The following is a 26,210-nucleotide window of genomic DNA, read 5'->3' on the forward strand; positions in this document are numbered from 1 at the left end:
CCGCCGTTCGGTCGGGCGGGTGATCCGGCCGAGGAGATCTCCTGGGAGTACCTCCGGGACGGCTACCGGCGGGTGGTGCCGTGGTGGTGGCGCATGGTCAACGACCCCATGGTCGACGACCTGGTGGCGTTGTGCCGCCAGTGGCGCCCGGACCTGGTGATCTGGGGATCGGTCAGTTACGCGGGGGCGATCGCGGCCAGGGCCTGCGGGGCCGCCCACGTCCGCTTCCTGTGGGGCGCGGACATCTTCTCCCGGATGCGGGGGTTGTTCCTGCGGCGGATGGGCGAGCAGCCCCCCGACCAGCAGGAGGACCCCCTCGCCGCCTGGCTCGCCGGCCTCGCCGCACGCTACGGCCTCGACTACGACGAGGAACTCGTCCACGGCCAGGCCACCGTGGAGTCCGTCCCGCCGTCGTTGCGCGTGGACGGCTCGCCGGGGGTGCGCTACCTGCCCACCCGCTACGTCCCCTACAACGGGCGCGCCGTCGTCCCCCACTGGCTGCGCACCCCACCCCACCGACCCCGCATCTGCCTCACCCTGGGGACGACGGTGAGCGAGCGGGCGAAAGGCGAGGAGGGGGTCGCCCTGGGGGACGTGGTGGCGGGACTCGCGGAACTCGACGCGGAGATCGTGGCCACCCTCCCCGCGGAGCAGCAGCAGGCGTTGGGTCCTGTTCCCGGCAACGTCCGCCTCGTCGACTACGTCCCCCTCCACGCCCTCGTCCCCACCTGCGACGCCATGATCAGCCACGGGGGCTGGGGGACGGTGCTGAACGGACTCGTGTCGGGGGTGCCCCAGCTCATCGTGCCGAGCTGGTTCGACAATCCGCTGCTCGCCCGACGGCTCGCGGCCCAGGGGGCCGTGCTCGCCATCCCGGGAAAGGAGGTGACCGGTCAGAACGTGCGCGAACACGTGGCGCGCCTGCTGACGGAACGGACGTTCGCGCAGGGAAGCAGGCGGTTGAGCGCGGAGATGCTCGGGATGCCGGCTCCGGGCGAGGTTGTCGGACAGCTGTGCCTGCTGGCCCGGGAACGGTCCGGTCCCGCCCCTGGCGGGAAGGGGAACCACGTCCCGGCCGGTGTCGTCGGGGGAACCGGCCGCCCGCCCGGGCCGCTCGCCCAGCGTTCAGGAAACGGAGAACCACGATGACCCGGCTCGACAACGCAGAAGCACCCGTGCGGTTGGGAGTGCTCGGTTGCGCGGACATCGCGTGGCGGCGCACGCTGCCCGCCGTCGCCGCGACCCGCTCCGTGGAACTGGTGGCCGTGGCGAGCCGGGACCCCGACAAGGCCGACCGGTTCGCGCGCCGCTTCGACTGCGAGGCGGTCACCGGTTACGCGCGGTTGCTCGATCGCGACGACATCGATGCGGTCTACCTGCCGCTTCCCGTCGGGCTGCGCCACGAGTGGATCACCAGTGCGCTGCTGTCCGGGCGGCACGTGCTGTCGGAGAAGCCGTTGACCACGGGATACGCGTCCGCGACGGAGCTGGTCGCCCTGGCCGAACGCCACGGCCTCGTACTCGCGGAGAACTTCACCTTCCCCCACCATTCCCAGCATCGGGAGGTCCGTGCGCTGCTGGCGGCCGGTGCGATCGGTCGCGTCCACGCCTTCATGAGCGAGTTCGGGGTGCCCGCGCGCGAGCCCGACGACATCCGCAACGATCTCAAGCTCGGCGGCAGCGCCCTGCTCGACGTGGGGGTGTACCCGCTCCGCGCGGCGCAGTACTTCTTCGGTCCGGACCTGCGGGTCGAGGGAGCCGCGCTCCGCTACGACGAGCACACCGGTGTGGACCTGGGCGGAAGCGTCCTGTTGGCCGCTCCCGACGGCGCCACCGCACAGCTCGCCTTCGGGTTCGGTATGCACTACCGCAACACCTACGACCACTGGGGCGCGCAGGGCGCGCTCCGGTTGGACCGGGCCTTCACCCCGCCCGAGACCCTGGCCCCGGTGCTGGAAATACAGGGGCCCGACGGGGCGGGGGAACGGGTCCTGAAAGCCGACCACCAGTTCCGCAATACCCTCGACGCGTTCGCCGCCGATGTGCGGGGAGTGGGGCCGCGCCGGCACGACCCCGCCGACACCCTCGCCCTGGCGCGACTCCTCGACGACGTCCGGGAGTGCGTCCGGGACCCCCGGTGACGGCACTTTGTGCGGCGTCGCGGACGGGTGCGGCCCCACCCGCGCCGCGGTACGGCACTACCGCGGTGCGCCGTCGGTCGCCCCGAGGAGTCGCCGGCCGGCTGTGACGGCACCCCCGGCCGCGTGGACAGTCGGGCCGGAGGCGCCGTCGGTCAGTGGGAGGGGCCGTTGCCCTTCGGGCGCCCCAGTTCCGTGCCGTCCGCCACCAGGTCCGCGATCTCGGCGACCGTGCGAAACTCCACGTCGTGCGCGGAGATCCGGTCCAGCCACTCCTCCAGGCGCAGCAACCGGTGCCCCCTGCCGATCACCTGCGGGTGAAAGGTCACCGTGAGTACCCCCTGCTCGGTCTCGCGCAGCATGTAGCGCAGGTCCAGTTCCCAGTTGGCGAACATCTCCGCGGGGTCGCGCAGTCCGGGCAGGGTGCGGGTCGGCGACGTCAGGAACTCCAGGTGGGGGAGGTCGTCCAGGGTCCAGCTCACCGGGACCTCCACCAGGGGGGTCGGGGTTCCCCACACGGTGCCCGAGGCGTCCACCCGGTCACCGGTGCGGCACCGGTAGGGAGCGTAGTCGTGGCCCATCATGCTGCTGTCGTAGCGCAGGCCCCGTTCGTTCAGCAGCGTCACCGTGTTCTCGGAAAGGTCCCACGCCGGTGCGCGGAATCCGCGGATCCGGGCCCCGGTGACCTCGGTGAGTGCTGCGATGGACCGGTCGAGCACATCCCGTTCCACCTCCTCGGTCATCGTCGCGACGTTCTCGTGCGCGTAACCGTGCAGGGCGATCTCGTGTCCCCGGTCGCTGATCGCGCGGCACAGTTCCGGATAGGTGTGCGCGGTGTGTCCGGGAACGAACCAGGTGGACGTCATATTGCGGCGCGACAGCAGATCCAGCAGCCGGGGCACCGCCACCGCCGCGAACTCGCCCCGGGAGCGGGGGGTGGGGGTGAGCTGGCCCCGGTCGACCCAGACCGACAGTGCGTCGAAGTCGAAGGTCAGGCAGACGTAACCGGCGGGCATCCCGCCTCCTCTCGTTGGGGCTTTTGTGTGTTATGTAATTATTTGTCGCTTTTCGATTCGTTCCACCGGGCCGCACCACAGGCCACGAAAGTCCAGGAGAAGTCGCCCCGTCCGGTGTCAGGACAGCGGGAGCGCGGCACTCCCCGCCCCCGCGCCTCCGTCGACGCTCAGCGCAGCCCCGGTGACCCACTCCGCATCCGCGGAGCACAGGTAGGACACGGCCGAGGCCACGTCGGCCGGTGTGCCCGACCGCGGCCAGGGGCGCGCGGCCTCGATCGCGTCGACATACTCCGTGCGCAGCGGATTGATGTCGCTGTCCACCGGGATGAACCCCGGGGATACCGCGTTGACCCGGATACGGTGTTCGGCCAGTTCCAGGGCCAATGCCTTGGTGAGCATGGTCAGCCCGGCCTTCGACGTGCAGTAGTGCCCGGCCCCGCGACGCGCACGCTCCCCGGCGCCGGAGGTGATGTTGACGATGTCACCCGGCCGCCCCGCCGCCACCAGCATTCGGGCGAACTCCGTGGCCAGCGCGAACGGACCGTCGAGATTGACACCCAGCACACGGCGCCACTCGGCGTCGTCCATCTCCAGCAACTGCCGGCTCGGATAGATCCCGGCGGCGTTCACCAGGACGTCCAACCCCCCGGCAAGTTCCCACGCCCGCCGAACGCAGTCACGCGCCGCCGTGGTCCCGGAGATGTCGGCCGCGACCGTTTGGACGCGCCCCGGTGCGTCCAAACGGTCAGCCAGCTCCGCACACCGCTCCTCGTCCAGGTCGCTGAGGACCACCGACGCCCCGTCGGTGAGGAAGCGGCACGCGACGGCCGCACCGATCCCTCCGGTCGCCCCGGTCACCAGTACTGTGCGGTTCACGCGTCCTCCCAGATCTCGTGATTGCTCATCGCCCGGCGAAGCGCCAGATACTCCGGCACCGACATGCGCGGTCCCGCCTCCCGCAGCACGCGCCGCGCCCCGAAAGCGCCGTCGGCGAGCAGGTCGATGACGGTGTCCGCCAGGTAGCGGGCCGGTTCGACCGCCGCGGCGCGGTGGTCCTCGACCCGGTAGTCGACACTGTGGTGGCCGCCCACCGCGCCCCCGGAGTAGGGGTGGGAGACCGGCATGACATGGCCGAGGTCGCCCATGTCGGTGCAGGCACCGAGGTGCCGCCCGCGCGTGGCCCCCGTAGCGCCGACCACCCGGTGGGCATTGCGCTCGACGATGTCGTCCAGCGCCGGCGCCGACGTCAGCGGCAGATAACCCAACAGGGTGTCGATCTCGACCCGTGCCCCCAGGGCGAGCGCCCCTGCGCGTGCCGCGCGGGTGACCGCGGCCACGGCCCCCCGCAAGCCGTCGGTACATCGTGATCGGGCCATGACCTGCAAGGTCGCCACCGCCGGGACGGAGCCGAGGGTTCCGTCGTCGCCGGACAGCAGGTAGTTCAATCGCACGTCGTGGTCGTCGGGAAAAGTCTCGCGCTGGGCATCGAGCGCGTGGGCGGCCGTGGTCGCGGCCTTGAGGGCGTTGACCCCCAGCCACGGGCTCGACCCGGCGTGCGCCGAGCGGCCGTGGAACCGTGCGCGCACGACAGCGGCCCCGTTCAGGGAGTCGCCCACGGAGAAGCGCGGACCGCCCCCGCGTCCCGAATGCACCAGCAACGCCATGTCCACGTCGTCGAAGGCGCCGACGCGCAACAGTTCGGCCTTGCCGACCGGAAACTCCACGCCCTCGTGCGGTGCGGTGTCGAAGTACCGGCCGGCATCGCCCATCTCCTCGGCAGGGGCGGCCAGGAGCACAACCGTCCCGTCCAGTTCGGACATGACCTCCGACAAGCCCAGTGCGGCCCCGGCCACCGACGCCAACTGGGCGTTGTGCCCGCAGGCGTGCGCCGCGCCGGTCGCCGGGTCGGCAAGGGGATGGGCGGGCAGGCTCACGGCGTCCAGCTCACCGATGAGCGCCACGCACGGACCGGGGCCGCGTCCGCGCATCACCGCCTTGACGCCGGTGCGCGCCAGTCCGGTCCGCACGGGCAGCCCGAGCCGGTCCAGCCGGGCACCGAAGCGCGCGGCGGTTGCGAACTCGGCGAAACCGAGTTCCGGGTGGCGCATGACATCCTCGCTGAACGCCTCGATCTCGGCAGCATTGCGCTCGATCGCGGCGCACGCGTGCTCTTTGAGGCGTGCCGCGGTACTCATACCGTCAGTATCCGTGGCGGGGGCCGTCCGGGTATTCAGACCGCGGTCCGACCTTTGGCGCTCCCTGTTGTCGCATGGTCCAAACCGGCCCCGCGCAGGTGCAGCGCGGCGATGAGACGCTCCTCCGGGTCGTTGAGATCGATTCCGCAGATGGCGTGCATCCTGCGCAGCCGGTACCGCAGCGTGTTGGGGTGGACGTGCAGCACCCGCGCGGCGGCGATGACGTCACCCAGGGAGTCGAGGTACGCCGAGAGACTGGCGGTGTAATCGCTGTGGTGGGCGCGGTCGTAGGCCAACAGTTCCGGCACGGGACCGCTGCTGAATCGCGGACTGCTGCCCACGATGTCGGCCAGGGCGAGAACGTCCACTGCGGCGCGCACGTCGGCGGAGCGCACCACGCAGGTGCGGTCGATCCCCCGGGAGCCCAACACGCGCAGGATGAGGCCGGCCTCCGCCAGTGACTCCGGGACCCGCGCGACATCCGCCACGATCGGCCCCAGCGCGGCGACCACCTCCGAACCGAGCACCGCGCTCGCGCGCTCCACGATCTCGCGGACCGCCGCGGCGAGTACGGTGCAGTCCCGGCCGGCCAACCCGCACAGCAGGACGTCCACCCGGCCCCGCGCCGGAACCGGCACCGCCACGCAGCCGAGCGCCGGCAGATGCACCGAGAGCAGATCGGCGAACCGTCGCGGATCGTGCGGGTGCTCGTCGACGAAGACGCAGCTCATGACGGCCGCCGGTTGGCCGCGATCGATGTCGAGCCACTCGACGGCCTCGTCGTCGGAGTCGCCGCTGAGCAATTGGCGGGCCACCGCCTCGGCGGCCAGCCGCCGGGTCTGGGTCCGCGCGCCCAGCCGGGACAGGTGTTGGGCGGCCGACGAGGTACAGCGGTGCAGGACGGTCGTGGCGTCGGGAACCAGTTCCGCGCCGCGCTCCGCCACCCAGATCGATCCGAGGATCTCCTCACCGGAGCGCACGGCGACGGCGATGCGCCGGCTCACCCCCTGCTCGACCTCGGCGGGAATCTCCACGACCTCGTCGCTGCGCCACAACCGTCGGTACACGCCGCGTTCGCGCAACCGGGACCGGTACCAGGACGGTCCCCGCTGATCCAGCACGGCCTGGCGCCGCATCGGGTCGTCGGACTCGGCCAGGCGGGAGAACGCCAGCACCTCCTGTTGGGGGTTGAAGATCATCACCGACCCGCCGACCGACTCCGACAGCGCGTTGGCGAAGTCGGCCAGCGCCCGGGACGGCGGCCCGGGGGACTCGCCGTCGAGGTCCGCGCCGGTCGTGCTGAGCAGACCGCGCAGGTGGCCGGTGAACTGCGCCCACCCCATGTCCGAGGACAACCCCAGCAGGGCGACGCCGGCTCGGCGCGCGGGCGCACTCAACTGCTTCTTCAATGCGGCGGACCTGCGCACGACCACCGCCGCGACCTGGCACCGGGCCGCCTGCTCCAGGAGCAGCAGCGCCCGCTCGGCGTCCACCCCCACTGCGAGCAGCACGTCTCCCGGACCCGCCGCGAACTCGGCGGACTCCTCGTGGATCACGACGTCGGCGCAGCGCACGTCTCCCTCCGGCGCGTCCGCCCACACCGAGAGAACCGTCGCCCCGAGTGCGTCGACAACCGTGCTCAACCGTGGACCCTGCATGTACACCCCTTGTCGTGGACGACAAGCTCCATGCACTTCTTCATACCAACGGATCATTACGACCAGGTCATCCCTGCCTGACACTGTCCATTACGTCAACGGCAAGGAGGACCGTCCATGAACCACGACTTCGCAGCGGCGCTGAAGACGCTGGTCGACACGGAGTCGCCCTCCGCAGACCTTCCCGCGGTCGAGGAGTGCGGGGACCGGCTCGCCGAGCTGGGCGAACGGATCACCGGAATCGCCCCGGAACGCATTCCGCTGCCCGGAGGCCCCTCGGCGCTGAGGTGGCGCGCGGGACCGGCCGACGCACCGGGGCGCGTGCTCCTCCTGGGGCACCGCGACACCGTCTGGCCGCTGGGTACCGCCCTGGACCGCCCCTTCACCGTCGACAACGGGCGCGCAACCGGGCCGGGCGTGTTCGACATGAAAGCCGGCCTACTCGTCGGGCTGTACGCACTCGCCGGCCTCGATCCGCACGTTCCGGTGACGTTCCTGGTCACCGGCGACGAGGAGATCGGGTCCGGCGCCAGCTGGGAGCTCATCGAAGAGGAGGCCCGCGCGGCCCAGGCCGCGCTCGTCCTGGAGGGGGCCGGCGACAACGGCGCGCTCAAACACGCCCGCAAGGGATGGTCGATCTACACGCTGCGCTTCCAGGGCCGGTCCGCGCACGCCGGACTGGAACCGCACAAGGGCCGCAACGCACTCGTGCGCATGGCCGGCCTGGTCGCGGAATCGGTCCGGCTCAACGTCCCCGATCGGGGGGTGACCGTCACCCCGACCCTGGCCAGCGCGGGGCAGACGGTGAACACCGTTCCCGACCGCGCCGAACTCCACCTGGACGTGCGCGCAGGCACCGTCACCGACCAGGAACGGGTGGACGACCGCATCCGCGACCTCGCAGCGACCGAGGGCGGAGTCGACGTCGTGGTGGAGGGCGGGAAGAACCGGCCGCCCATGGAGAAGCACTCCGCGGCCGCCCTGCTGGAACGCGTCACCGAACACGCGGCGGAACTCGGGCAGCCGCCCCCGGAGTCCACCGCCGTGGGCGGCATCTCCGACGCCAACATCTGCGCCGCGCTGGGCGTCCCCACGCTCGACGGCCTGGGCGCCGTGGGCGGCGGGCCGCACGCGGTCCACGAATGGGTGGACCTCCCCGCCACCCAGCAGCGCATCCCCCTGGTCTCGGCCCTGGTCACCGGACTCGCCCGGCGGCCGCTCACCCGGTCCTGAACTGAATAGGAGCCGCAATGTCGGACACCGAAGTCACGTCGCCTGAGGCGTCCTTCGAGGAGGACCCCCGCTACCGCGTCGCCGGCAAGGAGCTGATGATCGCACTCGGTTACTGGCTGGCCTTCACCGTGACGGTCACCGCGACCGCCTGGATTCTCGGCGGCAACAAGAGCGCCGACGAGCTCACGTTCATCCTCGGCTTCCCGACCTGGTTCTTCTGGTCGGTTCCCGTCACCTGCTTCGCGTTCTCCGCGATCGCCTACTTCCTCGTCCACCGGTACTTCACCGACGTCCCCCTCTCCGCCGACGGCGGCGAACCGGCAGAACCGGCAGAAAGGTAGTCCCAATGCGCTGGGGCGTCATCATCCCGATCCTGGTCTACGTCGTCCTCCTCATGGTCATCGCCTGGTGGAGCTACCGCAAACGCCGGCAGGTCGCCGAAGGGGCCAAGACCGAGCACTACTACATGGGTGGCCGCTCGCTGGGCTGGTTGCTGCTGATGTTCACCCTGTTGGCCAGCGCGGCCAGCGCGGGGACGTTCATCGGCGGTCCCGGCCTCGTCTACGGGCAGGGCTACGGCTGGATCCTCGTCTCGATCTTCCAGGTCCCCACGGCCTTCATCGCACTGGCCGTCCTGGGCAAGAAGTTCGCCATCCTCGGCCGCAAGCTCAACGCGCTGTCCATCGTGGACGTCCTGCGCCACCGCTACGAGAGCCCGTTCGTGGTCATCCTCAGCTCGCTGGGCATCGTCGTCTTCCTGACCGCCTACATGGTTCCGCAGTTCGTCGGCGGCACCCGGCTCCTCCAGGCCGCGACCGGCGCCAACTACACGTTCCTGCTGGTGGCCCTCGCTGTGGTCATCGCCATCTACACCACCTTCGGAGGATTCCTCGCCGACGCGGTCAGCGACGTCCTCCAAGGCATCATCATGGTCGCGGGCGCGGTGGTCGTATGGGTGGCCCTGCTCGTGGCGGCCGGCGGCATGGGGCCGGTCAACGAGCACGTCATGAGCACCAGCCCGGAACTGTTCACCCTGCCCGGACCGGCCGGTTTCACCCCGATGATGATCGCCTCCTACTCCCTGCAACTGGGGCTGATGTTCGGTGTCCTGCCGCACCTGGCGGTGCGCGCGATGAGCTACCGCGACTCCAAGTCGGTGCACACCGCGATGAAGGTCGGCCCCCTGGTCATGACCGTCATCACCCTGGGCTTCCTCACCATGGGCATGGTGGCGCGCTTCTACCAGCCCGACATGGCGGTCGGCGACCTCGCGCTGCCGACCACGATCATCGAAGTCCTGCCCGAGGGAGTGGCCGGCATCCTGTTCGCCGCGCCGCTGGCCGCGGTCATGTCCACCGTCGACGCGATGATCCTGGTCGTGAGCGGCACCATCATCCGCGACCTCTACGTCACCTACGTCAACCCGCGGGTCAGCGACGGCCGCACCTCCACCATCACCTCGATGACCACGCTGGGCCTGACCGGCCTGGTCCTCTACCTGGCCATGGACCCGCCCGACTACCTGGAACTGCTGATCATCTACGCGATCGGCGGGCTGGAGGTCGCGTTCTTCTTCCCACTCGTGCTCGGGCTGTACTGGAAGCGGGCCAACGCGCTGGGCGCCGCACTGGGCATGATCGGCGGCATGTCCTGGTACACCGTGGTGAACTTCTGGGTGCCCGAACTGGCGCTGGGAATGTTCCCCATCGCCACGTCCTCGGCGGTCGCCCTGACCTTGTTCCTGCTGGGCAGCTACTTCGGGCCACGGCCGCGGCGCGAGGTCCTCGTGAAGTTCTGGGGGACCCAGCGCGAGATCGACAAGCTGGGGGAGGCCGTGCACTCCACACGCTGACCCACCCGCGAACAGGACGGTCCCGGTCAGGAGCGAGCACTGCGCTCCTGACCGGGACCTTGTCCTTGACAGGAGGGCGATGTCGGCTCCGTCCGGCGCGGGCGGCGGGGGCCCGCGTGTGCGCGGGGGCGCCCCGGGTAGGACCGCAGCCATGTGCGGACGGTATGTGAGCGCCCGGGACGACAAAGACCTCGTCGCCCTCTTCGAGGTGGACGACCGGATCGACGGAGGGTGGCGTCCCTCCTGGAACGTGGCGCCCACCCAGTCGGTGCGCGTCGTGTTCGACCTGGCCGAGGGGCCCGACGGCGCGGCCCCCCGCCGCCTGCTGCGCGACGTGCGCTGGGGCCTGGTCCCGGTGTGGGCCAAGGACCCCGGGATCGGTTCCCGGATGATCAACGCCCGCAGCGAGACCGTCACCGAGAAGCCGTCGTTCCGGGCCGCTGCGGCCAGGCGCCGCTGCGTGGTCCCCGCCGACGGCTACTACGAGTGGTCCACGGCCGGCGGCACCAAGGTCCCCTACTACCTGCACCCCGAGGACGGGGGAGTGCTGGCGTTCGCCGGACTGTACGAACGGTGGCCCGTCCCGGAGAAGGCCGACGACGACCCCGACCGGTGGCTGTGGACCTGCACGATCCTCACCGGGCCAGCCACCGACGCCCTCGGCCACATCCACGACCGCACGCCCAGGATCGTGCCGCCGGACATGGTGGACGCCTGGCTGGACCCCGGAGTCACCGACAAGGAGGAGGTGCGGGGCCTCGTCGACGCCATCCCCGCTCCGCACCTGGTGCCCCGCAGGGTCGGCCCGGCCGTGGGGTCGGTCCGCAACAACGGGCCCGGACTGGTGGAACCGGTTGGGTGAGACCGGGGAGGGGCGCTTCCGGTGCCTTCCCGGGCGGGTTGTCCGGTGACCTGTTCCACGGTGGCCGTGGCGCCGGCTAAGAGAACGGTCCGAGGTGTCTTCTCGTCATGGGGTAGACGCCAGAGGTCGTCGCGGCCGACTGTGAAAGGACCGGGCCGTCAATAATTTCGGGGAAGGGGAGGAACGGGACGGGCCGCGTCGCGACACCGCCGGTGGTCCCCGAAAGCGCTGTCCGCGGCCTCCGTCATCGTATCGACGGTGGGAGCGAGGGCGTTTGTCGTTTACTCAGAGGGCGCTGTCCTTGGCACTGGTGATGAAGGCGCGCCACTCCGCAGCGGGAAAGCTTAGTGCGCCGTGCTCGCGGTGTTGAGTATCGCGGATGGCTGAGCCGGTCTGCCAGTCAGCGACCTCAACACAGTTATCGGAAGCGCTGGAGTGGCTAGATTTTCGGAACTTTGCTGTGTGTTGGGCTGAGGGCTGATGCATGAATATTGGCCTTCGCTGTGTTTCAGGCGTGCTGTTTAAGAAGACTCTTAAACAGTTGAATGGATTGTTCTTGTGAAAGTGCTGCTCCGCAAGCATAAGTAAACCGGGTCCGGTGGAGTGCCACCTCCTCTTTGCTCTCAAGGTAGGCGTTGCGGCTGGCTGCCTCGGTGCAGACGATCGTCAGATCGTAGTCGTCGGCAAAGTCCAGGATAACGAACGATCCTCCCATGCCCGCGTGGAGGCCGGACCGGAGCGGCATGATCTGGATTGAGGCGGTGTTGTCGGTGTCTTCTGCTACGCCAATCAGGTGTTCCAACTGGGTTTTGAAAACGTCGGGTGAACCGATGAGGCGCTGGATCGCGGCTTCTTCGATCACGAATACCGAAGTGAGTGGCGATCCGCGTGTCAGGATCTGTTGTCGCTGAATCCTGGCTTCGATCTTCTGCTTGACGTCAGCGGCAGGGATGAAAGGGTATCTGCTCAAAACTGCTGTTGTGTATTCCCGAGTCTGGAGTAGTCCAGGTATGAACTCGGGTTCGTATGTGCTGATCTGCGATGCCTCGTCTTCGAAAGCAGGCAGGGCTCCATCAAAAGCGTCGCCGTACTGAACCCACCATCCCTTTTTCTTCGCCTCGCGCATAAGCGTTTCCAGTGATTCCCGCAGGCGTTGGTCCGTGACCTCGTACAGGTCGAGAAGAGCTCGGAGATCGGTGAGGTTGCCGCGAGTCCAGCGGCCGTTTTCGTAGTTGTGGACCTTGGTTTTGGCCCAGTCGAGTCTCGTGGCCACCTGATCGAGTGTCAGTCTGGCGACCTCTCGGCGTCGTCTCAACTCGCGTGCCAACTGACGCTTCCCGATGGTGGGGAAGGGCGGCTGCTTCGCGGCCATAGCACTCCTGTTCGCCGTGGGACTGGCGGTTGCTCACTCGATGCTAGTGCGAACACGCGATCATGGAATCAGACATATTGCCCATAAATATTTACGACTTCAAAACTATGAAGTTCATAGTTACTATGGTCCTAGTTGATGAGACGATACATCGGCCAGTGGCGGTGCGCCTCTGTTTTCGGCATCTGGGGGACGTCGTGCCTGTACACCGAAGGAAGCGGTTGATTCTGCCCGTCGCGGCAAGAGTCGGCGGCATCGAACAACCGACAGCCTGGATCGGTTTCGTTCCGGCCCGCGCGTTCTTGCCCGAGCACAGAGAGTCGTCTTGTCCAGGCGATCTGTTCGCTTCCATCGCGTACGGCCTTTTTCAGGCGGTACTGCTCCAGACCCGTGGTCGCGAGCCTTCCATTTTCCGGAAACGCTGGTGTCCGGGGCATCCAGAAGTCCTGACAGATGTCGTACCCCACCCAGGGCACGGCCACGGCCGACCCCCTTCACCGATCAAGGAGTTTTGGCATGACCATCACCCTCCCCGACGGGGTCGTCGTCTCGGTGACCACCGTGCAGGTGGTCAAGGGCGGCGAGGTCGATGAGGACACCGGTATCTCGCTGGCCGGTAAGCGCTCGCCCCGCTATGCCGGGCTCAACCAGCACTGTGCCTGCTACTGCGCTCCGCTGCCCCACGACCTGTGGGAGGCCATCGAACGCCACGACCTCTACTCGCCCCGCACCGACGTCTGGCTGCGCGTCCTGGACCACGGCGACACCGCGCCCCTGCCCGAAGGGGCCCGCGTCCTGATGAGCCGCACCGTGGTCTGCGGCAGCGACTGACCACCCCCTCCACCCGTCGACCGCGCAAGCCCCGGATCGGCGGAGGAGAGGCAGCCGCTCCCCCTTCCTGCGGGTCCTCAGCCCGCCGGTCCCACCGCTGTACCCGGCTCCCGGCCGCGAGCCCTCACCCCTACCGGGCACGACCCGGCGCACGAAAAAGCCCTGGCGGGTGTTGCAGCACCCCCAGAGCACGGCCGACATCCACAACCCTTTGACCACAAGGAAATGCCGACATGACCATTGTGCCGCACACCCCCGCCCCGGCGTCCGCCCACGACCACCACCGGCCCGCGCGCGTCTACCCCGGGACCCTCGCCCACACCGCCCGCGTGCGCGCCGACCTGGCGGCCGACCTCGCCGCCCTGCCCGGTGTCCCCGCCGAACTCGCCGAAGAGGTCGTGCTGTGCGTCAGTGAGGCGTTCGCCAACGCCGTCGCGCACACCCGCTCCGGCGGGCACGACGGCCGCGTCGTGCGCACCCTGTCCACCACCGCAACCGCCGTGCGGGTCGCCGTCATCGACGACGGGGCCGACGACACCCTCCCGGAGATCCCGCACCGGCGCACCCCGGCCGAGTGGGACGACGCCGAACACGGCCGGGGCCTGCTCATCGTCGGGGCCCTCGCCACCGCGTGGGGCACCCGACCCGTCGTCGCCTCGCCCCTGGGCTTCGCGCTGGGCACCGTCACCTGGGCCGAGTTCGCCCTGCCCGCGACCACCGGCACCCGCCCCGCGCAGGACACCACCGCTTCGGAGGGGACCCGATGAGCACCGCGTCCACCGCATCCCGTCCCGTGCCCTTCCGCGCCGAGGACGACCCGCTGCGCGCCCGGCTTGCCGAAGGCGTGCGCGCGATCCTCGCGGCACCGCACGGCCACCGCTTCGCCCACCCCGTCACCGGGCCGGTTCCCCCGGCCACGGCCGCGCCCACCGGGGACGGTGCTCCACGCCGGTCCGTCCACAGGCGGCCCGCGCCCACCCGTCCCGGGCCGAGTGCCGCCTCCGGGCACCGCCCACACCCCGCGCGCTCCGCCGCCACGATCCGGCAACCGGAGCATCGGGCCGATCCCGGCCGCCCCGGTAATCGCGAACGCGACCTCCTCGACCAGCTCCGTGACAATCCCCGCGTTGCCTACCGCCGTGACCACGGCGCCCTCCCCGGCTGGATGGCCGCCCCCGCCGGACCGCGCCCCGGGCCGGTACCCCGCCCGAGGGCCACCTCCGGCAACGGTCCCGATCCCAGCACCGGTCGTAGTACCGGCGACTCCGCCCGCAGTGGTCTCCACGACAACAGCCGCACCGGGTCTCGCACCGGCCCCCGACCGATTCCGGCCCGGCCGCCCGCCGGGCCCCGGCACCGCAAACCCCGTCGGCCCCGCAGCCGCACCCGGTGGTGGGTCCTGGCCGGCCACCCCGTGGCCGCCGCTCTCGGTGCGCTCGCCCACCACTGCGCCACCCTGCTCGCCTGACGCCCCTTGGTGGGTCGGCCGCTCCCGAACAGCTGCCGACCCACCAGGGGGCCACCGCAGCCGCGCCCCCGCACGGGACGGGAACGGCGCATCGGACACCCGCCTCAGCAGGCCGGAAGCGGTCAGCGGGTATGCCTGTTTCGACCGTTCCGCGCGGTTCGGGGCGGGCGGGCGAGCCCTGTTCGTGCTGGTCAGAACAGGGACGCGCCCTCGGCGATCTGAAGGGTGTGTCGCGGATCGCCCCAGGGGCGCCGTTCGCGCCGGGAGACCGGTTCCATCCACTGAGTTATGTTGCCTTCGAGAATGTTCACCGACAAACGGGACGAGGACCGTGCGAGCTCCACTACCAGGCGCGTTGAAGACAGTGCGAATCCTGCTCTTCGTCTACGCCGGACTCACCGCGCTGACGGTCGTCGGCGGACTCCTCATCTTCCCTTTGAGCGCGGAGACGTTCGGCGCGCTCCTCTACCTCGCCCTGCCCGGGGTGCTGGCGCTGCTCTTCGGGCTCCGGATGCCCAAGGGCCGCGCCGGACTGTTCTGGGGGATCGTCGTCCTCCAGGCGTTCCTGATCCTCACCGGGATCGGCCGGCTGGGCAACGGGGAGATCCAAGGACTGACCAGCATCATCCTCCCGATCCTCGTCCTGGTGCTCGTGCTCAGGCGCGAGTCCCGCGAGCACCTGCGCGGTTGACCACCCCCAACGGTTCTCCCTGACCCCCTGCCCGCCCCACCCCCAAGGCCGGTGAAGCACGCCCGTGCTCCGCACGATCCACGACCCCGAACGCGGCGCGGGAATCGTCGAATACGCCGCCCTGATCGTGCTGGTCGCCTCGATGGTCGCGATGCTCGCCAACGCGGGGATCGCGCAGGCCATCGGCTCCGGTGTGCGTTCCGGCGTCGACCAGGTCTTCGACGAGCCCGATTTCCCGGCCGACGGGGGGACGGCGAGTGACGCCCCCGCGGCCGCAGCGCCCCTGCCCCAGGCGTCGGTGGGGCCGGACGGCGAGGTCACCTACTCCGGCGGCTCCGGGCCGGCCGGGGACGATCCCGGTTTCCGGATCGTGCCCGCCAGCGACGGCCCGCTCCTCAACGACGCCCTTCCCGATATCCGGGACGACGAAGAGGAGGAGGGCGCCTGGGACGTGTTCCTCGACCGCCTCGGACGAGGGGGCGGGGCGTTCGGCACCAGCGTCCTCAACGACCTTGAGGGGATCGTCGACGCCTTCACCACCAACCCGCTCGACAGTTTCAAGGGCCTGATCGACACGATCGCCAACGACCCCGTCGGCCTGCTGTTCAGCGACGAGTTGCGTGACGCGTGGAACAACAAGGACTGGTCCGCGATCATTGGGCACGGCCTCTGGGAGGTCGGCACCTGGGCGATCCCCGGTGCCGGGCTGGCCGTCCGCATCCTCAAGATGCTGGGCAAAGGGCCGGGAGCACCCCGCGCACCCGACGGTCCCGGATCGGAAGGCCAGGCCCCCGGCTCGGGGGAAGGGGGCTCTGGACGCTCCGACTCGGATTCGGATGGGGGGCGCCGCGACGAGAACGGTGTCTCGTGTCCCGGGGGCTCCAACAGTTTCGTGCCCGCAACCCTGGTGCTCATGGCCGACGGTTCGACCAAACCGATCGAACTCGTGGAGGTGGGGCACGAAGTGTTGGCCACCGATCCGCTCACGGGGCAGAGCGGGCCGCGCGCGGTGACCCACCTCATCGAGGGTGCGGGGGCCAAGACCCTGGTCGACATCACTGTCACCGACGTTGATGGTCACGTCGCCACGATTACCGCCACCGATGCCCATCCCTTCTGGGTCCCCGACCTGGCGCAATGGATTGACGCCGTTGATCTTGAGCCCGGCTCGTGGTTGCGGACCTCCACCGGTACCTGGGTCCAGGCAAGCGCGGTGGAGGTGCGCACGGTCGTCGACCAGCAGGTCTACAACCTCACCGTTGCCGGACTGCATACCTATTACATTGCCGTCGGTGGGGTGGACATCCTCGTCCACAACGACGGATGCGGGGAGTGGGCTGCTGACTTCGAGTCTTTGCCCCAGGGGAGACAGAGCAGCGTCAGGATGGTCAACACGGGAGAAGAGCTGCGCATAAAATTTGACCAGTGGACCGAGGGGGCAGAAAGAATTGAATCGCCGAGCAGTAAGGTTCCCGATGTTTATATGCTCCCCGATGGCACAAGAATTCAATGGCGGACCGCATCAAGGTCCGGAGGGGAGACGATAGATATTTTTTTGCCGGATAGAACCCGACTGAAAGTGCATGTAGAAAATGAGTGACGAGGAGATAATTGCTGAAATATTAGATGAAGGATTAGATGATTGGATTCCAATTGATGGACTTATATCCTTGGTGAAGCGAGAGGGAAAGGAGAGCGAAGAAGATCTTCGAAATGCGACAATCAGGATTTTAAGATTGCTTCTCGAAGGGCGAATGGTGACGGTTGGAGAACTCGGGGAAAGCGGGTTCGAGTCGTGGCCGGAAAGCGTTGACGATGCAGAAGGGGCCCTTCTTCGAGTCGTAGAAGATCTGGACAGACTTGACTGGTTTCCGCAGGGCGCTTCCTGTTGGATCGCCAATACCCCATTGGGGGACGCCGAAGCGGTCAGAAATCGTGAATCCCGTGAAATTTGACTCCTCCTGGAGAAAGACGTGAGTGACGCGAATCGGTCAGGACTTGGACTCCGCTTGCTCGCCTTCGTCGGCAGATTTTCCAGGTAAAACCTCGTTTTGGAGGGGACCCAGAACCTCGACGTCTTCAGTGCTCTTTCTCGGACTGACCTGCCAGTGGGGGCAGGGTTTCTTCAGTTGTGCTGGTGGCTTGTCGGGTGTAGTGGTCGGTTGCCTGGAGTGGTTGGGGGGCGTCCGGTTGCGGCCACCCCGCGACCGCCCTTTCGCTCTCGTTTGGTTGCTACCGTTCACCTTTTGGGTTTCACCGGCCAGGGGCGCGCGGATGCTGTGGGGTAGGGGCTTGTGCTGAGACGGATCCATGACCCCGACCGCGGCGCCTCGGCCCTGGAATACGCCGGCGTGTTCCTGCTGGTGGCCGCGATCGTGGCCGCGCTGGCCCTCACCGATGTGGGCACCCAGGTCAGCACCGGCCTGACCCAGGCCGTGGACCGCGCCCTGGGCGCTGAGCACACCACCCCCGAGGCGGCCCAACCCGAAGGGTCCTCACCCGCCACGGTGCCCGCACTGGAAACCCGCCACGACGCCCCTGAGGGCGGCGCGCCGGTACTCACCCCCGTCAACAACAACAACGACGGTGACGACGACGATGGTGGTGGTGGGGGGAACTTCCTCACCGACGCCTGGGATTGGACCTGGGACAAGGGCTCGGCCATCGGCAGCGGCCTGTGGGACTCCGGCGCGGGCTTCGTGGGCGACGTCAAAGACGGCGCGGTAGGACTCTGGAACGGCGCCGGTGACCTGTGGAACGACCCCGGGCAGTGGGCTTCTGACACGTGGGACTCGGTGTGGGGCGGGGTGACTGGGACCTGGGACGCCGCCACCAGCGACCCGTGGGGGTTCGTCAAGGACCTCTTCGTCAGCGAGGAGGCCCAGGCCGACTGGGACGACGGCGAGCGGCTGCACGCGGGTTCCCAGGTCGTGGGCGACACCCTGATCGGGTTCATCCCCTTCCTCGGCTGGGGCAAGAAGATCGACCGGGCCTTCGGCCTCGGCGGCAACAACCGCGACTCCAACTCCGATTCGGATTCGGATGGGGGGAGCCGCGACCAGGACGCCATCTCGTGCCCCCGGGGCCCCAACAGCTTCATCCCCGCAACCCTGGTGCTCATGGCCGATGGCTCGACCACACCCATCGAAGCGGTGGAGGTGGGTGATTTCGTGGTGGCCACCGACCCGCTCACCGGTGAGAGCGCACCGCGCGCGGTCACCCACCTCATCGAGGGCTCAGGCGCCAAGACCCTGGTCGACATCACGATCACCGACACCGACGGCCACACCGCGACCATCACCGCCACTGATGCTCACCCCTTCTGGGTCCCCGACCTCGCCCAGTGGGTCGACGCCGCCGACCTGGAGGCGGGTTCGTGGTTGCGCACCTCCACCGGCACCTGGGCCCAAGCCGACGCGGTGCAAACTCGCACGGTCGCCGACCAGCAGGTCCACAACCTCACCGTTGAGGACCTGCACACCTACCACGTCGTCGCCGGACAGACACCGATACTCGTCCACAACGACAACGGCGACTGTGGTTGGGACATGACCAAGCTCGACGAAAAATACGACAAGCACGTATTTGGAGACGGGAAGCGTCCCGGTGAAGATCCCGACATGCCGGAATATCAGGATGAAATCAATGGCGTCGATGGATTCGACCGGTATCAGCAGGATGCATGCGCGCTGATGTGCGGCCCCAAAGGGGAAGGGGTAAGAGAAGTTGTCCGTTCTGGAGATGGAGCGATTCTCCGCTTGGACACCTCGACTGGAAGGCTCGGAATTATGCAGAACGGAAAGATAACGAACTTCTTCCGGCCGGACGATCCGATTGCTTACATGGACAACGAGAGTCAGAGGTAGGATTTCTTTGTCGAGTTCTATTGATTTCGACGAAGCGTTCTCCGTGTTGTTCCTGGAATCGGGCTGGAGAGAACCTATCGGGCCGGTTGAAGCACTGAGGCGTTGGAAAAGTTTCTCCGAAGACTGCCTTGATGGTTTTCCGTGGGATGTCGATGATTACAACAATGACCTGACGCTGCGGACCCGGCTTGCCGAAACCCTTCCGAGGCTTGAAGAGGAAGGTTACGATGCGGCAAGACGTCTTGCAGGGAAAATCGAAGAATCCGACTCCCGGGTGCGAGTCGTCTTGCGCTGTGAATCTTTTCTGGGTTTTCCTGAAGACCGATGGTGGCTGCGAAGGACGCCGATTTACGCTTCAAAGGATTTCTGTATCGAGTTTCGAGAAGCATACGGGGTCGATATCGAGCCGAAATCCCGGTTCGACGACGACAAGCGCGAGATTGCCCGCATGAAAGCGGCCGGCATGTCGGCTCTTGATGTGCTGATCCATGTGCGAGCTGAGGGGTGGTACGTCTCGACCAATTCTGGCCTGTTTTTTCGTGCGTTTCGAGAGGCATTCCCTTCGGTGAGGCGGAACAGGAAGCTTGTCCTGGGATGGATCTCGGGAGAGGTCGAGGAACCAATGCTTCGTTCGTCTTTTTCTGAGCATCGCTGATGTCCGTCTCGCCTGCTTATGCGTACGGAGCGGCGAGTTTTCCGCATTGACGTGTTGGGGTGCTCGCACCTGTCTGGAGGGAACTGCCGAACTCGTCTTCGGCGGTCGTCCGGTTCGCTCGAAAGACTGTCTCTGGTTCCGTAAGAAGAAGATGTCTGCTTCGATGGGCTCAGTCGAGAGGAATTCGACCGGAGGCGGGGTGGGGTGGAGGCATCGGTTCGGCTCACGTCCGACGGATTTTCTGCTTTCTTCGGCCTCGTCAAAGAGTCCCCGAATGTTTCCGGATACCAGGTGGCAAGAAAATCTTTCGAATCGGATCTGAAAGAACTGGTCGAAATTCTTCCCGGGCTGCGCGGGATTTTCCGCCGGACGGTCGAAGGTGCCGCCGAGGGAGGTGATCGCGAACTGGTTTTTCGGTCCGGTGAGTCGATTCACCTGGAGAGGGCGGACGGCGGGTCGGTCGTTCTCTCGTTGGAGGCTCCCCTGTTGGAAGCCATCGTCGAAGAGCTGGAAATCGTGAGGGGGCGGCTCGGCGACACCGAGTTGCGCACGCGCACGGGCATTGAGGCTCCGGTCGTCGACTCGCTCATGGCGGGCCTCCGAACAGCGATCCCCGGGCATCGATCCTGATCGTCAAGACCGGCGGCCGCACTTCCGCGAAGGCCGCGTCCACCTCGGCCGTGAAGCGGCCGTTCCCGATGGCCGTGGTGCGTACGGCGTTCCACCGCACGTCGCCCTATGGTGCCGTGAGTGGCCCGGAGCGGCTGGTTTCGCTGAATACTCGGCCACGGTTGCGGGTCGGCATCCGGTGTCCACCCCCGGGTGGGTGCGCGGACTTCCCATTCGAGCTGGTGGCCGCACACGCTGGGCCGATGCGCGCCGTTCCTTCACTCCTCCACGAGGTCGGGACCGCGTCCGGGCAGAAGGGCTTCCCCGTTGGCGCCTAAGCCTGTCCCTGCTCTTCGGTCCGCCGGTCGGTGAGGCCCGCGCTCAAGGAGACCTCTGCCCTGACGCACGCGTCCAACCGGGGCGAGGGGCTTGAGTCGGGACGGACGGTGCCGAACAGTGTGGCCAGGACGTCGTGCAGGCTCATGGTCCACTCGTCCTCGTCCCACCGGACGTGCAGGTCGGTCAGGAGAAGCCCGGTGGGAGCGGAGTAGACCAGGGACAGCGACCGGTCGTCGATCCGCCGGACGTCCAGCGTCACCCCCTCCCCGGTGCTGACCCCCGCGTCGGAGAGCGGGATCACCAGCCGGGTCCGTCCCGGCCGGTCGACGCGCATCTCCAGGTCCTTGCCGTCGCCCACGATCGACAGCCCGGCCAGGGCGATGCCTCCGGCCGGGAGAGTCGGTGACCATTCCCGTGTCATCGTGCGACGCTTCTTCCGTCGTGGTTTCCTCATTGCGCTGTCGACGTTAACGCCTGCGTTCGTCGATCCGGAAGTGTCGCGGTCCGAAGCCGACGCGCGGTTCGCGGTGAGGTTCCGGGGCTCAGCCGAACATCCCCTCCTGGCTCACGGAATCGAGGCTGTGGCGGGGCTTGCGGTCCTTGGCGGACACGGGGAACCGCACCCCCTTGCCCCGCAGTTCGGCGAGAGTGACCAGCGGCCCCGCCAGCACCTCGTCCAGGAGCGTGCGTTGGGCGGTCTCCAACTCGGTGACGCGGCGCAGCGCGGTGAGGAGTTCGTTGAACTCGGTGATCCACTCCCGGGGCCACGACTCCACGTGGATCTCGTCGAGAGGGCTGCTCTTCTTTCCCCCGGGTTTCGCCCTGCGGTAGGAGAACCACTTGCCGATGACGTTCATGCCGCCCACGTCGTAGGACCACATGCGCTCGGTGACCGGGCCGAACTCCCCTTCCCCGACGCGGACGCGGCCCTGTCCGTCCGGGGCCGGGGCGTAGGAAACCGTTTCGGGGAGGCCGGTGCCGATGGGGGAGAGGTTCCTGGGCTGCCTCGGGTCCCCCGACGGGAAGCCGATCCTTCCCTCCGGCCGTCCGGCGGCCGGGTCCACGAAGGCCGTGCCGTAGGTGGCCGCCCACACCGCGTCGCGTCCGATCGCGCAGGCGTTCGCCCACAGCGCGGGGGAAGCGGTGATCGGGACCCGGACGCCGGGCGTCACCAGTTCCTCGGCGAACCGCTCGGTGAACGCCGGGTGGGCGACGACCCCGGCGATGTACGCCGCCAGGTCGTGTGCGGCGATGGTCAGGCCGGTGGCGTCAAAGAGCGCTGTGAGCAGTCCGGGTGCCAGGTTGGCGGAGCCGTCGGGGTGCAGGAGCGGGAGGACCCGGCCGCCTTCGCTTCCCTTGAAATGGTGCATGTCGGGAAGCAGAGTCGCGAAGCTGAGCCCCGGCCCCGAGCGGATGGCCTGCGAGTGCTGCTCCGAGAGGAAGACCTGTCCTGCCTTGGGGCCGCCCGCCCAGAGGTCCGCGCGCGCGAAATCGATGACGCGGCTGTCGGGTATGAGCCATTGCCGGTCGAAAGACCGGTAGGCAACACGGCGAGGGGAGGGGCACGGGCCCTGGTCCCTGCCCAGCGGTACGTCCCGTCGAACGGTCCCCGGGAGCGGTTCCTTCACGCTTTCCAGGGTTCGGTCACGGGTCTCTTTGAAAAGTGCTTTCCGTTTTTCTTCCGTGGGAGCGGCCACCAGTTCGCGCCACCGCCGTTCGAGGAGGTCGGGGTGCGGTGCGTAGACCCAGGTGCGATTCGGTTTCACGCCGGGGGTGGTCCAGCAGAACAGGTCGTCCAGGGCGGGATTGTCGTCCCAGGCGGATTCGGCGGCGGGAAGGAAGGGCGCGTCCGCGCCGGTGCGGACCGCCTGCCATTCGTCCCCGTCGAGCGTCAGCGCCTTGAGTTGTTCGTACTTCTGTTCCCGCCGACCCGTCACCTTCGTGTAGCGGACGGCGGCCGGCACGTCCGGGGCGGTGTCGGCGCGTTTGACGAACACGGCGACGGCCAGCGGGTGCTGCACACCGGGAAACACCCGGGTCGCCACGTCTGGGCGCATCCCCTCGGGGCTGACGTCGACGATCCACCCCTCCGAGCAGGTCCGCCGAAGGTAGCGGCGCATGCCCTTGAACCCGGGCCCCTTGAGGAATCCGCTGGTGGTGATGAAGCAGATGACGCCGTGCCGATCCGTGGGGTGGGCCTCGAACACCTTCCAGGCGGCCCACGCCCAGAAGTAGACGTACAGGTTCTTCAGGACGTACTCCAGCCGCCCGTTCCCCGGTGCGCGGAACAGGTCCAGGGGCGGGGCGGTGCCGGTCTGGGGGGAACCGCTCTCCACCCACCCGCCCGCCCCTTCGGCGCGTTCCCGGTAGGGCGGGTTGCCGATCACCACCGTGACGGGGGTCTGCGCCTTCACCCTGTTCGCCTGCTTGTGCGACCGCGACAGCGACGCCAGTCCCGGGAGCGCCGTCACCTCCTGGTAGGGGTCGTCCAGGGTGTTGGTGACGAACAGGCGGAGTCCGTTCGTTGGGAGGGATGCGCCGTACCCCTTGAGCAGGTCCACCGTGCGCATCTCCGCGACGGTGTAGGGCCCCATCTGCATCTCGAAGCCGACGAGCCGTTCGCTCAGGTCACCGATCGCCGCGCCCACCGCGCCCGGGCCGTCGGACTCGGCGGCCTGGCGGGCGGCGTGGTCGATGACCGAGTGCAGGAACGCCCCGGTGCCCATGGCCGGGTCCACGGTGGTCACCCCCGGCGACAGGTACCCCTCGGCCGCACCGAGCCGCGTGGTCAGGACGTCCCCCGTCAGGCGGACCATCGTGTCCACGACCTCGCGTGGGGTGTAGTACGACCCGGACTGCTTGCGCAGCGCCGGGTCGTACACGCTCAGGAACGACTCGTAGAGGTGCAGGTAGGCGTCGTCGCGCCGTTCCCAGATGGGCTCCCACTCGACCTTTCCCACCACGCGCCGCAGCAGGTCCAGGGTGATCCTGAAGGAGTCGACCGCGCTCTCCGACAGCAGTTTCAACGCCTGGCCCATGAGCGAGTGCGTGCTGCTCGCCCCCAGGCGCTGCGCCACCAGGTGCGGGGAGAGCGCCGTGACGTCGATGCCCTCGGTGCGCGCCAGCAGCAGTGCGAAGGTGAGGGTCTGCGCGTATCCGTCGGCGAACAGCTCGTCGCCGGCGGTGGGGAACAGCAACCCGCGCCAACTGCGCGCGAGCACCGAGAACGGTTGTTCGTCGCGGTCGGCTCCGGCGGCGACCGCCCGCTGTTCGATCGTGAGCTGGTCCAGGACGGATTCCCGCAGGAGGCGGCACAGGGGCGCGACTGCCTCGACCAGGTGGCGGGCGGTGGTGATCGGCGGCGGCGCCCATCCCAGGAAGGTTTGGAAGAACGCCGCTACGTCCGTTCCACGGGGGACGAGAGCGGCGGACGGGTCGGTGAGGTCACCGTCGAATCGAAGGTCGGCGATCAGCTCGCCGCGCCGGTACAGCCGCCAGGCCGTGCCGTTGGCGTAGAGCAGGTTCGGCAGGTCCTGGAGCCGTTCCCACTGACGCCGGTTGTGGCCGGTGAAGCGCTGCGGATCGAGGTTCGTGCCGGGCCGTTTCAGTTCGACGTGTCCGACGACCTCGCCGTTCACCCGGATCGCGAAGTCGGGACGCGTTGCGGTGGGGGAGTGCCGGGTCTCGTCGTGGGCGATCACGGCGAGCCCGAGGTGTTCCCCGGCGGTGCGAAGGAGCTTTTCGACGGGGCCGCGCAGCGCGGCTTCGGGCTGGCCGGTCCCCTCCCGGAGTTTCGCGGCGCACTGTGAACCGAACTCCGAAACCGCCGAACCGACCCACTCCGAACCCACGCGCCACCCCGATCACTCGGTTTTCGCTGAGAGGGCCTATTCCAGGCCGGGGTTGGACATGTGTCAATGCGCGAATCAGGCGGCGTCGGTGCGCCGCGAAACGGCCCGGCCCCGACTATTGATCGGCAGGAGGCATTCCTTTAAGGTTGCTCGCCGTTTCCGTCCCTTCTTCGGACGAGACCGCTGATCGGACCGCCTTCAACGGCCGTCTGGAACAGGTGGAACCGGCATACGGTGTAGCCCTCCGTTCTGGGGCCGCCGCAGTACAGCGACGGACCGTCGCCGTAAGCCGTCTGGACGTCGCACTCGTCGCCACGCAGTGCGGATTCAGGGACGTCCCTGCACGTCGAGGCGTCGGGCACCGGGCCGTTGAGGAACTTCTCGAACTCTTGCGGGGTCATGGTCGCCTTCTCGTCGCGGGTGCCACGGCGCGTCTCGGGCGGTCCTGGGGCCGGTGGGGGAGGAGGCGCGTACTGATTGCGCAGTCAGGATAGAAGCTTCCGGTGACACCCGGTGCTCGGCCACTCCGCGTCTGTGGACAACGAGGAGGAGGGTGGGTGGCCGCTCTCGGCCACTGTCCGCCGAGGCGCCACGATCCGTCCACAGAGGCGTTGCCGAGCGGTTTTTCAACGCCACGGGAGGAGAGGGCCGGACTCAGGACCCGAAACCGCGAATGACGCGGAGCGCGGGTTTGGCGGTGAGGGTGTTCTCGTTGCCGTGTCCCGCCCCGGTCCGGGCGGTGAAGGACAGCCCGAACATCAGCGCGTTCAGTTCGGAAAGTGGGATGTGCAGTTCGGCGGCCACTCTGGCCGCGCTCTGACCGTTCTGTCGCAGCAGCGCGAAGACCTTGGGCAGCACCTGCGAGGTCTCACGGTTGATTCCGTCGGGTTCACCCGACCGGTATCCCAGCTCCGTCAGTCGGCGACAGGTGGATCCGTATTGCCAGTCGGTGAGCATCTCCAGATCATGCAGACGGTGGGTGAGCGCCATGGCCGACACCCGCCAGATTCCCTTGGCCTTGAGGATTTGGTCGACCTGGGGGCCGATCGGCATCCGTGCCACGACGTCGGCACGCGGCATCAGGAAAGCACCGGCGAACCGGTTGGCCTCGCGTTCTGCTTCCGGTCCGCTGGCGGTGCGTGCGTGGCCGTCGAGAGAGTCCTCAGCCGAATCCGGGGTGTCGGACGGAACGCGACGTTCCCAAGCGGGCGAGGTGGTCATCACTGTCGTACGGGCGGGCTCCCCGCGCCTCCGAGGCACAGGCGCAACGACTGCGGTCCGGGTGGGCGCGGGCCCCGCAATCAAAAGTTGCTTCCGGGGACCGGCACGCCTGCCGGCAAGTGCCCACCGCAGGAGCCTCGGCGCGTTCCGGAACGCTCGGTGCGGGAACACCTGACCGAGACGATCGCACGCCCCGCTTCCGGTCAGAAAGCGTGCCGGGACCATTCGCACCCTCCGGAGGGAACCCCCGTGCCCGATCTCGTCATCCGGCCGCTCGGCGTCGGCGAGGACGCTCTTTTCGACTCCCTGCCCGACCCCGGCCTGGTCGGCTTCGCCGCGTTCGGCGACACCTA

General features: G+C 68.3%; 26 protein-coding genes. 15 read left to right on the plus strand and 11 right to left on the minus strand.

The genetic code is table 11. The features are described from left to right. Positions 1–1,149 (plus strand): nucleotide disphospho-sugar-binding domain-containing protein (locus tag QSJ59_RS24005; RefSeq protein WP_285762047.1); only part of this gene is annotated, 1,149 nt, incomplete at its 5' end. Then, positions 1,146–2,141: a Gfo/Idh/MocA family protein gene (locus QSJ59_RS24010; protein WP_285762048.1), complete on the plus strand. Its 996-nt coding sequence runs from the start codon at positions 1,146–1,148 to the stop codon at positions 2,139–2,141. The genes QSJ59_RS24005 and QSJ59_RS24010, both read left to right, overlap by 4 nt. A 152-nt stretch (positions 2,142–2,293) precedes the next feature. Here QSJ59_RS24010 and QSJ59_RS24015 read toward each other — a convergent pair whose 3' ends face one another. From QSJ59_RS24015 to QSJ59_RS24030, 4 genes are all read right to left on the minus strand, one after another. After that, positions 2,294–3,154 carry a polysaccharide deacetylase family protein gene (locus QSJ59_RS24015; protein ID WP_285762049.1) on the minus strand — a complete coding sequence of 287 codons (861 nt, stop codon included), beginning with the start codon at positions 3,152–3,154 and terminating at the stop codon, positions 2,294–2,296. A 117-nt stretch (positions 3,155–3,271) separates the two neighbouring features. Then, on the minus strand, positions 3,272–4,030 hold the full coding sequence (locus QSJ59_RS24020) for an SDR family NAD(P)-dependent oxidoreductase (RefSeq protein ID WP_285762050.1): 759 nt from the start codon (positions 4,028–4,030) through the stop codon (positions 3,272–3,274). After that, entirely contained in the window at positions 4,027–5,349 is a 1,323-nt protein-coding gene (locus QSJ59_RS24025; RefSeq protein WP_285762051.1) for an amidohydrolase, read from the minus strand. The genes QSJ59_RS24020 and QSJ59_RS24025 overlap by 4 nt, the downstream gene beginning before the upstream one ends. Positions 5,350–5,384: 35 nt before the next feature. Further along, the gene (locus tag QSJ59_RS24030) at positions 5,385–6,992 is read right to left on the minus strand and encodes a PucR family transcriptional regulator (protein WP_285762052.1); all 1,608 of its coding nucleotides are present in this window, start codon (positions 6,990–6,992) and stop codon (positions 5,385–5,387) included. Positions 6,993–7,124: 132 nt separating this feature from the next. On the opposite strand from QSJ59_RS24030, the gene QSJ59_RS24035 reads away from it, so the two are divergent. The 4 genes from QSJ59_RS24035 to QSJ59_RS24050 all read left to right on the plus strand — a co-directional run bounded on the left by QSJ59_RS24035 (position 7,125) and on the right by QSJ59_RS24050 (position 10,954). Further along, positions 7,125–8,240, plus strand: a complete 1,116-nt coding sequence (locus QSJ59_RS24035; protein WP_285762053.1) for a M20/M25/M40 family metallo-hydrolase — start codon at positions 7,125–7,127, stop codon at positions 8,238–8,240. A 17-nt stretch (positions 8,241–8,257) separates the two neighbouring features. Beyond that, positions 8,258–8,581 carry a DUF997 family protein gene (locus QSJ59_RS24040; RefSeq protein ID WP_285762054.1) on the plus strand — a complete coding sequence of 108 codons (324 nt, stop codon included), beginning with the start codon at positions 8,258–8,260 and terminating at the stop codon, positions 8,579–8,581. Between the two features lie 5 nt (positions 8,582–8,586). Further along, complete coding sequence (panF, locus tag QSJ59_RS24045; RefSeq protein ID WP_285762055.1) at positions 8,587–10,092, plus strand: sodium/pantothenate symporter; 1,506 nt, start codon at positions 8,587–8,589, stop codon at positions 10,090–10,092. Between the two features lie 166 nt (positions 10,093–10,258). Beyond that, positions 10,259–10,954 (plus strand): SOS response-associated peptidase, encoded by a 696-nt coding sequence (locus QSJ59_RS24050; protein WP_432707532.1) that lies wholly within the window; start codon positions 10,259–10,261, stop codon positions 10,952–10,954. Between the two features lie 285 nt (positions 10,955–11,239). On the opposite strand, the gene QSJ59_RS24055 is transcribed toward QSJ59_RS24050, so the two are convergent. From QSJ59_RS24055 to QSJ59_RS24065, 3 genes are all read right to left on the minus strand, one after another. Then, positions 11,240–11,536, minus strand: a complete 297-nt coding sequence (locus QSJ59_RS24055; RefSeq protein ID WP_349497237.1) for a DUF397 domain-containing protein — start codon at positions 11,534–11,536, stop codon at positions 11,240–11,242. After that, positions 11,463–12,326 (minus strand): helix-turn-helix domain-containing protein, encoded by an 864-nt coding sequence (locus QSJ59_RS24060; RefSeq protein WP_285762058.1) that lies wholly within the window; start codon positions 12,324–12,326, stop codon positions 11,463–11,465. Before QSJ59_RS24060 ends, QSJ59_RS24055 begins: the two co-directional genes overlap by 74 nt. A 131-nt stretch (positions 12,327–12,457) precedes the next feature. Then, positions 12,458–12,808: a hypothetical protein gene (locus QSJ59_RS24065; protein WP_285762059.1), complete on the minus strand. Its 351-nt coding sequence runs from the start codon at positions 12,806–12,808 to the stop codon at positions 12,458–12,460. Between the two features lie 34 nt (positions 12,809–12,842). Between QSJ59_RS24065 and QSJ59_RS24070 the strand changes: the two genes are divergently transcribed. The 9 genes from QSJ59_RS24070 (at position 12,843) to QSJ59_RS24110 (ending at position 20,467) form a co-directional block, all read left to right on the plus strand. Continuing rightward, positions 12,843–13,157: a hypothetical protein gene (locus QSJ59_RS24070; RefSeq protein ID WP_285762060.1), complete on the plus strand. Its 315-nt coding sequence runs from the start codon at positions 12,843–12,845 to the stop codon at positions 13,155–13,157. 233 nt (positions 13,158–13,390) lie between these two features. Beyond that, entirely contained in the window at positions 13,391–13,924 is a 534-nt protein-coding gene (locus QSJ59_RS24075) for an ATP-binding protein (protein WP_285762061.1), read from the plus strand. After that, positions 13,921–14,625, plus strand: a complete 705-nt coding sequence (locus tag QSJ59_RS24080) for a hypothetical protein (protein WP_285762062.1) — start codon at positions 13,921–13,923, stop codon at positions 14,623–14,625. The genes QSJ59_RS24075 and QSJ59_RS24080 overlap by 4 nt, the downstream gene beginning before the upstream one ends. Before the next feature lie 355 nt (positions 14,626–14,980). Further along, positions 14,981–15,316, plus strand: coding sequence for a hypothetical protein (locus tag QSJ59_RS24085; protein ID WP_432707533.1), 336 nt, complete (start codon positions 14,981–14,983; stop codon positions 15,314–15,316). A gap of 64 nt (positions 15,317–15,380) precedes the next feature. Next, on the plus strand, positions 15,381–16,916 hold the full coding sequence (locus QSJ59_RS24090) for a polymorphic toxin-type HINT domain-containing protein (RefSeq protein WP_285762063.1): 1,536 nt from the start codon (positions 15,381–15,383) through the stop codon (positions 16,914–16,916). Further along, a complete protein-coding gene (locus QSJ59_RS24095) occupies positions 16,909–17,271 on the plus strand; it encodes a hypothetical protein (RefSeq protein WP_285762064.1) in 363 nt (120 codons plus the stop codon). The genes QSJ59_RS24090 and QSJ59_RS24095 overlap by 8 nt, the downstream gene beginning before the upstream one ends. Before the next feature lie 339 nt (positions 17,272–17,610). Further along, entirely contained in the window at positions 17,611–19,182 is a 1,572-nt protein-coding gene (locus QSJ59_RS24100) for a polymorphic toxin-type HINT domain-containing protein (RefSeq protein WP_285762065.1), read from the plus strand. Between the two features lie 7 nt (positions 19,183–19,189). After that, positions 19,190–19,837, plus strand: coding sequence for a hypothetical protein (locus QSJ59_RS24105; protein ID WP_285762066.1), 648 nt, complete (start codon positions 19,190–19,192; stop codon positions 19,835–19,837). 204 nt (positions 19,838–20,041) lie between these two features. Next, positions 20,042–20,467, plus strand: a complete 426-nt coding sequence (locus QSJ59_RS24110; RefSeq protein WP_285762067.1) for a hypothetical protein — start codon at positions 20,042–20,044, stop codon at positions 20,465–20,467. 313 nt (positions 20,468–20,780) lie between these two features. Here the strand turns inward: QSJ59_RS24110 and QSJ59_RS24115 are convergent, their stop codons facing one another. The 4 genes from QSJ59_RS24115 to QSJ59_RS24130 all read right to left on the minus strand — a co-directional run bounded on the left by QSJ59_RS24115 (position 20,781) and on the right by QSJ59_RS24130 (position 25,857). Next, on the minus strand, positions 20,781–21,206 hold the full coding sequence (locus tag QSJ59_RS24115; protein ID WP_285762068.1) for a hypothetical protein: 426 nt from the start codon (positions 21,204–21,206) through the stop codon (positions 20,781–20,783). 121 nt (positions 21,207–21,327) lie between these two features. Then, the gene (locus tag QSJ59_RS24120; RefSeq protein WP_285762069.1) at positions 21,328–24,636 is read right to left on the minus strand and encodes a type ISP restriction/modification enzyme; all 3,309 of its coding nucleotides are present in this window, start codon (positions 24,634–24,636) and stop codon (positions 21,328–21,330) included. Between the two features lie 140 nt (positions 24,637–24,776). Next, positions 24,777–25,037: a hypothetical protein gene (locus QSJ59_RS24125; protein ID WP_285762070.1), complete on the minus strand. Its 261-nt coding sequence runs from the start codon at positions 25,035–25,037 to the stop codon at positions 24,777–24,779. 253 nt (positions 25,038–25,290) lie between these two features. Continuing rightward, positions 25,291–25,857 carry an ImmA/IrrE family metallo-endopeptidase gene (locus QSJ59_RS24130; RefSeq protein WP_285762071.1) on the minus strand — a complete coding sequence of 189 codons (567 nt, stop codon included), beginning with the start codon at positions 25,855–25,857 and terminating at the stop codon, positions 25,291–25,293. Positions 25,858–26,210: the final 353 nt, after the last annotated feature.

The sequence above is a fragment of the Nocardiopsis ansamitocini genome, from assembly GCF_030268225.1.
Lineage (GTDB): Bacteria > Actinomycetota > Actinomycetes > Streptosporangiales > Streptosporangiaceae > Nocardiopsis_D > Nocardiopsis_D ansamitocini.

What these genes read in the sequence shown, in the direction of transcription:
- QSJ59_RS24010 (WP_285762048.1), top strand. Translation starts at nt 1,146, where the DNA reads ATGACCCGGCTCGACAACGCAGAAGCACCCGTGCGGTTGGGAGTGCTC.
- QSJ59_RS24015 (WP_285762049.1), bottom strand. Translation starts at nt 3,154, where the DNA reads ATGCCCGCCGGTTACGTCTGCCTGACCTTCGACTTCGACGCACTGTCG.
- QSJ59_RS24025 (WP_285762051.1), bottom strand. Translation starts at nt 5,349, where the DNA reads ATGAGTACCGCGGCACGCCTCAAAGAGCACGCGTGCGCCGCGATCGAG.
- QSJ59_RS24035 (WP_285762053.1), top strand. Translation starts at nt 7,125, where the DNA reads ATGAACCACGACTTCGCAGCGGCGCTGAAGACGCTGGTCGACACGGAG.
- QSJ59_RS24040 (WP_285762054.1), top strand. Translation starts at nt 8,258, where the DNA reads ATGTCGGACACCGAAGTCACGTCGCCTGAGGCGTCCTTCGAGGAGGAC.
- panF (WP_285762055.1), top strand. Translation starts at nt 8,587, where the DNA reads ATGCGCTGGGGCGTCATCATCCCGATCCTGGTCTACGTCGTCCTCCTC.
- QSJ59_RS24055 (WP_349497237.1), bottom strand. Translation starts at nt 11,536, where the DNA reads ATGCTTGCGGAGCAGCACTTTCACAAGAACAATCCATTCAACTGTTTA.
- QSJ59_RS24060 (WP_285762058.1), bottom strand. Translation starts at nt 12,326, where the DNA reads ATGGCCGCGAAGCAGCCGCCCTTCCCCACCATCGGGAAGCGTCAGTTG.
- QSJ59_RS24070 (WP_285762060.1), top strand. Translation starts at nt 12,843, where the DNA reads ATGACCATCACCCTCCCCGACGGGGTCGTCGTCTCGGTGACCACCGTG.
- QSJ59_RS24075 (WP_285762061.1), top strand. Translation starts at nt 13,391, where the DNA reads ATGACCATTGTGCCGCACACCCCCGCCCCGGCGTCCGCCCACGACCAC.
- QSJ59_RS24080 (WP_285762062.1), top strand. Translation starts at nt 13,921, where the DNA reads ATGAGCACCGCGTCCACCGCATCCCGTCCCGTGCCCTTCCGCGCCGAG.
- QSJ59_RS24095 (WP_285762064.1), top strand. Translation starts at nt 16,909, where the DNA reads ATGAGTGACGAGGAGATAATTGCTGAAATATTAGATGAAGGATTAGAT.
- QSJ59_RS24115 (WP_285762068.1), bottom strand. Translation starts at nt 21,206, where the DNA reads ATGACACGGGAATGGTCACCGACTCTCCCGGCCGGAGGCATCGCCCTG.
- QSJ59_RS24125 (WP_285762070.1), bottom strand. Translation starts at nt 25,037, where the DNA reads ATGACCCCGCAAGAGTTCGAGAAGTTCCTCAACGGCCCGGTGCCCGAC.
- QSJ59_RS24130 (WP_285762071.1), bottom strand. Translation starts at nt 25,857, where the DNA reads ATGACCACCTCGCCCGCTTGGGAACGTCGCGTTCCGTCCGACACCCCG.